Origin of the sequence: Synechococcus sp. PH41509 (assembly GCF_020514285.1) — a bacterium.
Classification (GTDB): domain Bacteria; phylum Cyanobacteriota; class Cyanobacteriia; order PCC-6307; family Cyanobiaceae; genus Parasynechococcus.
On the sequence record NZ_VTLD01000023.1, the window covers coordinates 1 to 7,272 of the forward strand.

Below are 7,272 nucleotides of genomic sequence, written 5' to 3' on the forward strand. Positions count from 1 at the left end.
AGCACGTCGCTGCTGGTCATGCCCACATGGATGTGGCGGCCGGCATCACCAACGTGCTCGTTCACGTTGGTGAGGAAGGCGATCACGTCGTGGCGCACCTCGGCTTCAATCTCGAGGATGCGCTCCACCTCAAAGCTGGCCTTGGCCTTGATGGTGTCGAGGGCCTCCTGGGGCACGCGGCCAAGCCGGCAGTTGGCTTCGGTGGCGGCGATCTCCACATCAAGCCAGCTCTGGAATTTCGCCTGCTCACTCCAGACGGCTCCCATCTCAGGGAGGGTGTAACGCTCAATCACCGGCGCGCACGGTTGAACAACCCAACAAATCTATGGGGCCGCCTCCGCGCGATAGCTACAGCATCACCCTCTTCTGTGCCTGTATGAGCGGTGTGCCCGGCCCCCTTTGAGCAGAACCAAACTCCCCAAGGAAGCTCAGCTCAAGTGATTCTGCGGGGGATTCTTCCCCCCTGGGCGAGTGGCGAATGACCTGGTGCCGGCTGGTCGAATTTGCCGAAGAATTCGGCATCTCCGTCAGTTTTGATCCGCTCAGGCTTGGAGAATGCCGCGGCGGATAGGGACTGTTCTGGCGTTGTTTGCTCAGAGCGCTGTGCTGTCGCGGTCGCCGGTGCGGATGCGCACCACCGATTCCACGGGGCTGATGAAGATCTTGCCGTCACCGATTTCGCCAGTACGGGCGGCATCGGCGATCGACTTAACCACCTCTTCCACTCGGTCGTCTTCGACCACGACTTCGATCTTGAGTTTCTGCAGAAACTCAACGGTGAATTCCGAACCGCGATAACGCTCCACCTGTCCTTTTTGGCGACCGAATCCACGGACTTCGCTCACGGTCATGCCGATGATGCCGGCTTCGACCAATGCCACTTTTACGTCTTCCAGCTTGAAAGGACGAATGATCGCTTCGACCTTTTTCATGGGGGGAGTACTGATCTGGTTTTAAGGATGCCGCGGTTCTCAGAGCTGTGCGTTGCCGCTGTTACAGAACGCTGCCGAAGCTTGACTTCCTAGGGTCACTGCTCAGAACTGGCCCCTTGAGCCCTTTGACCCAGACCCCCCTCTACGGCGAACGCGCTATCGCGGAAGCCGAGCTGATCTGCTTCGACAATCCCCGGCCTGGGCGTCCCTACGAGGTATCGATCGAACTGCCCGAGTTCACCTGTAAGTGCCCCTTCTCCGGCTACCCCGATTTCGCAGTGCTGCGTCTGATTTACCAACCAGGGGCCCGCGTGGTGGAGCTCAAGGCCATCAAGCTTTACGTGAACAGCTTCCGCGACCAGTCGATCTCCCATGAGGAGGTGACCAATCGGATCCTGGACGATCTGGTCGCGGCCACCGACCCGGTTTGGATGCAGTTGGAAGCCGACTTCAACCCCCGTGGCAACGTTCACACGGTGGTGAGGGTCAGTCACGGCACCCGTCAGCCCTGCTGATCGGCTCTTTGTCCAGGGTCGGCCAATGGAGCCACCACCTGCTGCACCAGCAGGGGTAATTCGTTGGCAAAGGCCGCGAGGTTGCGGTTGCACAGGCCGCCCACGCTGAGGGTTCCGTCGCTAGCGATAGCCCATAGCTGTCTGGTGGCCACCAGGCTCAGGCCACCGCCCACCAGCAGCACCGCGAAGCCCAGATACACCAGTGGAACACCTGGATCCCGTTTGAGCAGTAGGCCGCTGGCCGGTAGAACCGCGTCCACCCGCATTGGTAATCCCTTTACCTCAGCGGCTGGACCGCCAGGCTGCAGCCGAGCAATCTGTTGGCCGTCCGCATCGAACACCGTGGCGGGCCCCTGTTCACTGTCCAGGCTCAGGAACACCGGTTCCGTCCCATCGGGACGCGTCGGCAGCACCAGTCCCCACACCTGATCTCCAAGCTCCGGATAGGTCTGCAATGGCAGCTCTAAAACGGGGCTGCGCCCGATCTGCAGGCTGATCGTCGCCAATGACCAGTCCGCCTGGTAAATCGTGATGCCCCGATGCCGCAGCGGGTGATTGACGCTGATCTCGGCATCCAAGCTTTGGTTAGGTCCCTGCAGCTGCAGCGCCGATCGGAATTGTTCGGTGCGGCCGGCCGGGTCCCGATCAATGGCGAAGCGGTCGAGGGTGATCGTCAGCTGACTAGTGCCATCGCGATCCAGCAGATCGAGGCTGCGGCCTGGGGCCAGGAAGCGCTCCAGGCGGTTCCCCGCCAGTGCCCCCCAGGCCGCGCCCAGCATCAGCAGTACCAGGCCGGTGTGCACCAGCAGCGGCCCCACCCGGCCGATGACTCCACGCCGGGCCGCCAGTCGTTGCGGCTTGCGTTGGACCTGCCAGCCGCTGGACCGCAGCACCGTCTCCAGATGCGTCAGTCCTTGGCTTGGGTCCGAGCAGGGTTGGCTCTCGGCGATGGCCAGTTTGCTCAGCTGGCGCGTGGTTCGGTAGTCGATCCAGCGCTGGGCTGCCATCAGCGCCGGCCACTGGCGCCTCCAGCTGCAGAGGATCAGGGCGAGGCCGAGCCAGGCCAGCAAGGCCAAAAACCAACCGCTGGAATAAACATGATCGAGCTGTAGTCGCAGCACTTGCTCGCCGTGGAGGAGGCCCAGCCAGGGGCTCGTGGCATAAGCATCGATGTAGCTGCCGGGGGAATCTCCCTGGGGGATGGCGGTTCCCACGGCACTGGCCAGGGCGATCAGCAGCAGCAGCACGATCGCCAGCCGCAGATCGCTCAGCCAGGCCGCCAGGCGTTTAAGCATCGCCATGGCCATCAGCTCCAGCGGGCCAGCAGAGTGAGTAGGCCGGTGGTGAGCAGCACCACGCCACTGGCCGGTGGCACCCAGCGGCTGATGCCCCGCAACGCCAACAGTTTGGGAATGGCCGCTGCAAATGTGCCAGCCAGTAGCAGAGGCAGCACCTGACCGATGCCGAAACTGCTCAACAGGGCCACCCCCGCCAGGGGACGTCCGCTTTGGGCGATCCAGCCCAGCAGAACCGCCAACACTGGTGTGGTGCAGGGGGAAGCTGCCAGGCCGAAGGCCAGTCCAGCCGCCACGGGTGCCAGCGGGGCCGGTACCTTCTGACGCCATAGCTCCGGATCCGGGCCACTTGGCAGCGGAATCCGCAGCACCCCGAGCAGGTTCAGCCCCATTGCCACTGCCAGGATCGCCACCAATGTGGGGATCAGTGCCGGCACCTGCCCATAAATCCGGCCCAGCAGCCCGCTGACGCTGCCCAGCACCACCAGGGCACCGACGATGCCGCCGCAAAACGCCAGGCTTCGCTGCCAGGCAGGTTGGCCATCCTCAAAGCCCGCCAGATAGGCCAGGGTCACCGGTAGCAACGACAGGGAACAGGGCCCCAGGCTGGTGAGTGCGCCACCACCAAACACCAGTGCCAGGGTCAGCGGACCTGGATCCGCCAGGGCACGCTGCAGCAGCTGTTCGCTGCTCTGGGCCAGATCGGAGAGCAGGAGCAGGTCCACAGAAGCCCACGAATCTCCAAAGCCTATCCAGGCAAGCTGGTTGGCTCGTCAAGCTCAGCGTTGGCGCACTGGCCGTGGTCGCGTGCTCGAGCGTCCGCCGATCAAGCCGGTGGATTCCAGCGAACAGCGGATCAGCAGCCCCAGGATCACCAGGCTCGACATCAGCGAGTTGCCTCCGTAACTGATCAAGGGCAGCGGCAGACCGGTCGTTGGCATGGCCCCAGAGGCCACCGCAATGTTCAGGATCGATTGGCCCACAAGAATCGTGGTGCAACCGATCGCCACAAGCCGCGCCTGGTTGCTGCGGCAGCGCAGGGCCACTCGCAGCCCCACCAAGGCCACCAGTATGAGGAACAACAGCAGCAGCACCGAGCCAACAAATCCGAATTCTTCGGCGAACACCGCATAAATGAAGTCGGTGCTCTGAATTGGCAGATACTGCAGCTTTTGGGTGGAGAGGCCGTACCCCTGCCCCATCCAGCCTCCCGATCCGATCGCCAGCAGGCTCTGCACAAGCTGGTAGCCATCCCCCATCGGATCTTTCCAGGGATCCAGAAAGGACACCACCCGCAGGCGTTGGTACTCGTTAATCAGGATGCTTGCGGTGCCCAGCAGCGATCCGGCTAGGGCGGTGCCCACCAGGCTGCGCCAGCGCAGGCCTGCCGCCATGGCCACCATCCACAGGGTGAGTCCCATCAGGGCGGCGGTGGAAAGGTTGGGCTGCTTGAGGATCAGCAACAGCAGTCCGCCAAAGCTGCCGAGCCAGAGCAGCTTCTGGTCGAGGCTCATCCGGCTCCAGGGAGCGAACAGATTGGCGGCCTGCAGAACCACGAAGGGTTTCACAAGTTCTGATGGCTGCACCTGCAGGGGGCCCAGCACCAGCCAGCGGCTGGCGCCGTTCACTGTGGTGCCCATCACCAGTGTGGCGGCGATCAGCAGGCAGCCCATCCAAAGCCCCGGGCCTGACCAGCGGAGCCAGCGCCGAAGGTTGGTGGAGATCGTGATGCCGAGCAGGCTCCAGCTCGCCATTAGCCAGATCGCCTGCCGTTTCAGGTAGAAGGCGCCATCACCCATTTCCCTCAGGGCCACCCACCAGCTGGCGGAGGCCAGTATCACCAGTCCTGCGACACTCCAAAACCCGGCCAATCCCATCAGTAGACGGGCCTCTGCCGGCCAGAGCTGCCAGGGCAAGGGCAGCAGTCGTTGAAACACTCCGTTGTTACGCCCCCTGGTCTTTTCACGCCTGGCAGAGATGGACTTAGGCGCTGTCGCGTTCACCGGAACTGGGCAGAAGGACTCTCAATGCTCCATTGAGCCGTGAAAGCTGGGCTTTGCCAAGGCAAAGATGCTGTTGTTCAGGCGGCACTGAGGCGCTCGTGCTCAACTTCCCATTGCACGTGGGACCCCCAGGATTGCTGGCGGACCCAGCAGCGGCCCCCACGGCAGTGCAGCACCTGGAAGGGAGGCAGGTCGGACGGCTGGTTGTCGAGCCGCACAAAGCTGCCTGGCCGCAACAGAGGCACCACGTTGGCGGGTTGGGGGCGGTGGGTGGACACGTCCCTCGACGCAGATTGGGGGAAATCCTCACGGCAGAACCGGCTTCAGCCTCTGGATCGCCGGTTTTCTTCGGGATCGGTCTGCTTTTATGTCGCAATGGCGTCCAAACAGCGTCTGGATCTGGAACTCCTGACCCGTGGCCTGGTCAGTTCACGGCAACAGGCGCAGCAGCTGATTCGTGCTGGCAAGGTTCGGGATGGAGCCGGCATGCTGCTCGACAAACCCGGCACGGAAGTCACGGCCGAGCGTGAATTGCGGGTGGAACAGCCCCCTCGCTTCGTCTCCCGTGGCGGCGAAAAACTGTTGGCTGGATTGCAGGCCTTTTCTGTACGGGTGGAGGATCGCGTCTGCCTGGATGGCGGCATCTCCACTGGTGGCTTCACCGATTGCCTGCTGCAGCACGGAGCCAGCCGTGTCTATGGCGTGGATGTGGGCTATGGCCAGACGGCTTGGAGCCTGCGCACCGATCCCAGGGTGGTGCTGCGTGAACGTACCAATCTGCGCCACCTCCAACCCGAGGTTCTTTATACGGCGGATGACCCCTGGCCCAGTCTTGCGGTCACCGATGTGTCGTTCATTTCTCTGCGTCTGATCCTTCCTGCCTTGCGCCGGCTGTTGCAGGGTCCAGGTACCGAGGCGTTGGTGCTGGTGAAGCCGCAGTTTGAGGTTGGCAAGAACAGAGTCGGCAAGGGGGGCGTGGTTCGTGATCCGGCGGCCCACCGTGATGCCATCGATTCCGTGATCACAGCAGCTGGGGAGTCGGGTTGGCAGCCGCAGGGCCTCGTGGCCTCGCCGCTCACAGGCCCCGCCGGCAACCACGAGTACGTGCTCTGGTTGGGTGAGGCCCACGCGGCTGATTTGCCGGACCTAGAGCTTCTGGTGGCGAAGACGCTGAATGGTTGATGGGCCATAAAAAAGCCCGGTGTTGAACCGGGCTTGGCCTTGAATTGGAACGGAGTTCAGTTGCCGACGTTGACCTGCTGACCCCCGGTGCAGAGTTCCACCTTGATAATGCGTCCCCCCTGTTTCTGGATGCGCTGTTGCTCAGCGAACCAACTGTCATAGGGAACCCATTTGGTGAAGAAGGTGTTCTGCAATTCGCGCTGCGTCCGAACCTTTTCAGGGCTGGGGATGCAGGCTGTGACTTTGAACAACCGCATGGGGCTCAGTTGCCGAGGCCGGAGCAGATGTAGTCGAAGTAGACGCCCATTTCCTTGCCGGCGTCAGGGCCGACCAGTCCAGCGGTGACTTCTTTCATGGCTTGGATTGCCTGAACAGTGGCGCCGATGGGAACTCCCAAGGAGTTGTAGGTCTCCTTGAGGCCGTTAAGCACCCGCTCATCGAGGATGGAAGTGTCGCCGGCGAGCATGGCGTAGGTGGAATACCGCAGGTAGTAGTCCAGATCGCGGATGCAGGCGGCGTAGCGGCGGGTGGTGTACATGTTGCCGCCGGGACGGGTGATGTCCGAATACAGCAGGGCCTTGGCAACGGCATCACGGATGATGGCTGAAGCGTTGGCGCTGATGGTGGCGGCAGCGCGCACGCGCAGTTCACCACTGGCGAAATACGACTCGAGGCTGCTCATCGAGGACGTATCCAGGTACAGGCCCTGGACGTCCGACTTGTTGATGACGTTGGTGATGGCGTCTTGCATGGATCCGTGAGGAGACGAGGGAGAAAATCAGCGAGCGGTTCAGGCGAGGGCGCCAACCACGTAGTCGAAGTAGGTGCCGGCTTCCTCTGCGTCGGCTCCTGTGAGGAGGCCCATGGCGACGATCTTCATCTCGCGCACGGATTCAGCCAATGCTTCCAGAGGGGTTCCCAGGGAGCGATAGAGCTCTTTTGCGCCGATCACACCGATCTCTTCGATCGGAGTTACGTCACCGGCAACGATGCCGTAGGTGACAAGGCGGAGGTAGTAATCCATGTCGCGCAGACATGTGGCGGTCATTTCCTCGCCGTAGGCGTTACCGCCAGGGGAGATGACGTCGGGACGCTTCTGGAACAGCTGACCTCCAGCCTGCTTGACGATGCGCTCGCGGCTCTCGCACAAGACCTGAGCCACGCGCAGACGGCGTTGACCGCCGGTGACGAAGGCTTTGATCTGGTCGAGTTCGCCAGGGCTGAGGTAGCGGGCTTCGGCGTCCGCGTTGATGATCGAGTTGGAGACGATGCTCATGCAGTTCTGCCTCGAAACAAGCGGCCGCCCGTAGGAGACCGGTATCCGGTGAATAAGGGGTGATCCCGA

The 7,272-nt window shown here is 62.5% G+C and carries 10 protein-coding genes and 1 pseudogene; 2 read left to right on the plus strand and 9 right to left on the minus strand.

The window, feature by feature from the left end; translation table 11 throughout:
• A pseudogene (locus FZZ88_RS08155) lies at positions 1-293 on the minus strand (adenylosuccinate lyase); the annotation flags it as partial.
• Between the two features lie 300 nt (positions 294-593).
• A complete protein-coding gene (locus FZZ88_RS08160; protein WP_006851285.1) occupies positions 594-932 on the minus strand; it encodes a P-II family nitrogen regulator in 339 nt (112 codons plus the stop codon).
• 125 nt (positions 933-1,057) lie between these two features.
• On the opposite strand from FZZ88_RS08160, the gene queF reads away from it, so the two are divergent.
• Positions 1,058-1,447 carry a preQ(1) synthase gene (queF, locus tag FZZ88_RS08165; protein ID WP_166017784.1) on the plus strand — a complete coding sequence of 130 codons (390 nt, stop codon included), beginning with the start codon at positions 1,058-1,060 and terminating at the stop codon, positions 1,445-1,447.
• On the opposite strand, the gene FZZ88_RS08170 is transcribed toward queF, so the two are convergent.
• From FZZ88_RS08170 to FZZ88_RS08185, 4 genes are all read right to left on the minus strand, one after another.
• Positions 1,435-2,748 (minus strand): cytochrome c biogenesis protein ResB, encoded by a 1,314-nt coding sequence (locus FZZ88_RS08170; RefSeq protein WP_166017786.1) that lies wholly within the window; start codon positions 2,746-2,748, stop codon positions 1,435-1,437. The genes queF and FZZ88_RS08170 overlap by 13 nt on opposite strands.
• 5 nt (positions 2,749-2,753) lie before the next feature.
• Positions 2,754-3,467, minus strand: coding sequence for a cytochrome c biogenesis CcdA family protein (locus tag FZZ88_RS08175; protein ID WP_115022440.1), 714 nt, complete (start codon positions 3,465-3,467; stop codon positions 2,754-2,756).
• Positions 3,468-3,521: 54 nt separating this feature from the next.
• Positions 3,522-4,619, minus strand: a complete 1,098-nt coding sequence (locus FZZ88_RS08180; protein WP_226423736.1) for an FtsW/RodA/SpoVE family cell cycle protein — start codon at positions 4,617-4,619, stop codon at positions 3,522-3,524.
• Between the two features lie 203 nt (positions 4,620-4,822).
• Complete coding sequence (locus FZZ88_RS08185; RefSeq protein WP_115022436.1) at positions 4,823-5,023, minus strand: hypothetical protein; 201 nt, start codon at positions 5,021-5,023, stop codon at positions 4,823-4,825.
• A 97-nt stretch (positions 5,024-5,120) separates the two neighbouring features.
• Between FZZ88_RS08185 and FZZ88_RS08190 the strand changes: the two genes are divergently transcribed.
• The gene (locus tag FZZ88_RS08190) at positions 5,121-5,927 is read left to right on the plus strand and encodes a TlyA family RNA methyltransferase (protein ID WP_166017790.1); all 807 of its coding nucleotides are present in this window, start codon (positions 5,121-5,123) and stop codon (positions 5,925-5,927) included.
• A gap of 56 nt (positions 5,928-5,983) precedes the next feature.
• Here the strand turns inward: FZZ88_RS08190 and FZZ88_RS08195 are convergent, their stop codons facing one another.
• Genes FZZ88_RS08195 through FZZ88_RS08205 form a run of 3 tightly spaced genes read right to left on the minus strand, consistent with a single transcriptional unit; the run spans position 5,984 to position 7,203 of the window.
• Positions 5,984-6,184, minus strand: coding sequence for a phycobilisome linker polypeptide (locus FZZ88_RS08195; protein WP_006851140.1), 201 nt, complete (start codon positions 6,182-6,184; stop codon positions 5,984-5,986).
• A 5-nt stretch (positions 6,185-6,189) separates the two neighbouring features.
• Entirely contained in the window at positions 6,190-6,678 is a 489-nt protein-coding gene (apcB, locus tag FZZ88_RS08200; RefSeq protein WP_115022433.1) for an allophycocyanin subunit beta, read from the minus strand.
• 39 nt (positions 6,679-6,717) lie between these two features.
• Positions 6,718-7,203 (minus strand): allophycocyanin subunit alpha, encoded by a 486-nt coding sequence (locus tag FZZ88_RS08205; protein ID WP_006849995.1) that lies wholly within the window; start codon positions 7,201-7,203, stop codon positions 6,718-6,720.
• Positions 7,204-7,272 lie beyond the last annotated feature (69 nt).

What these genes read in the sequence shown, in the direction of transcription:
- FZZ88_RS08195 (WP_006851140.1), bottom strand. Translation starts at nt 6,184, where the DNA reads ATGCGGTTGTTCAAAGTCACAGCCTGCATCCCCAGCCCTGAAAAGGTT.
- apcB (WP_115022433.1), bottom strand. Translation starts at nt 6,678, where the DNA reads ATGCAAGACGCCATCACCAACGTCATCAACAAGTCGGACGTCCAGGGC.
- FZZ88_RS08190 (WP_166017790.1), top strand. Translation starts at nt 5,121, where the DNA reads ATGGCGTCCAAACAGCGTCTGGATCTGGAACTCCTGACCCGTGGCCTG.
- FZZ88_RS08160 (WP_006851285.1), bottom strand. Translation starts at nt 932, where the DNA reads ATGAAAAAGGTCGAAGCGATCATTCGTCCTTTCAAGCTGGAAGACGTA.
- FZZ88_RS08205 (WP_006849995.1), bottom strand. Translation starts at nt 7,203, where the DNA reads ATGAGCATCGTCTCCAACTCGATCATCAACGCGGACGCCGAAGCCCGC.
- FZZ88_RS08180 (WP_226423736.1), bottom strand. Translation starts at nt 4,619, where the DNA reads ATGGGATTGGCCGGGTTTTGGAGTGTCGCAGGACTGGTGATACTGGCC.
- FZZ88_RS08170 (WP_166017786.1), bottom strand. Translation starts at nt 2,748, where the DNA reads ATGGCGATGCTTAAACGCCTGGCGGCCTGGCTGAGCGATCTGCGGCTG.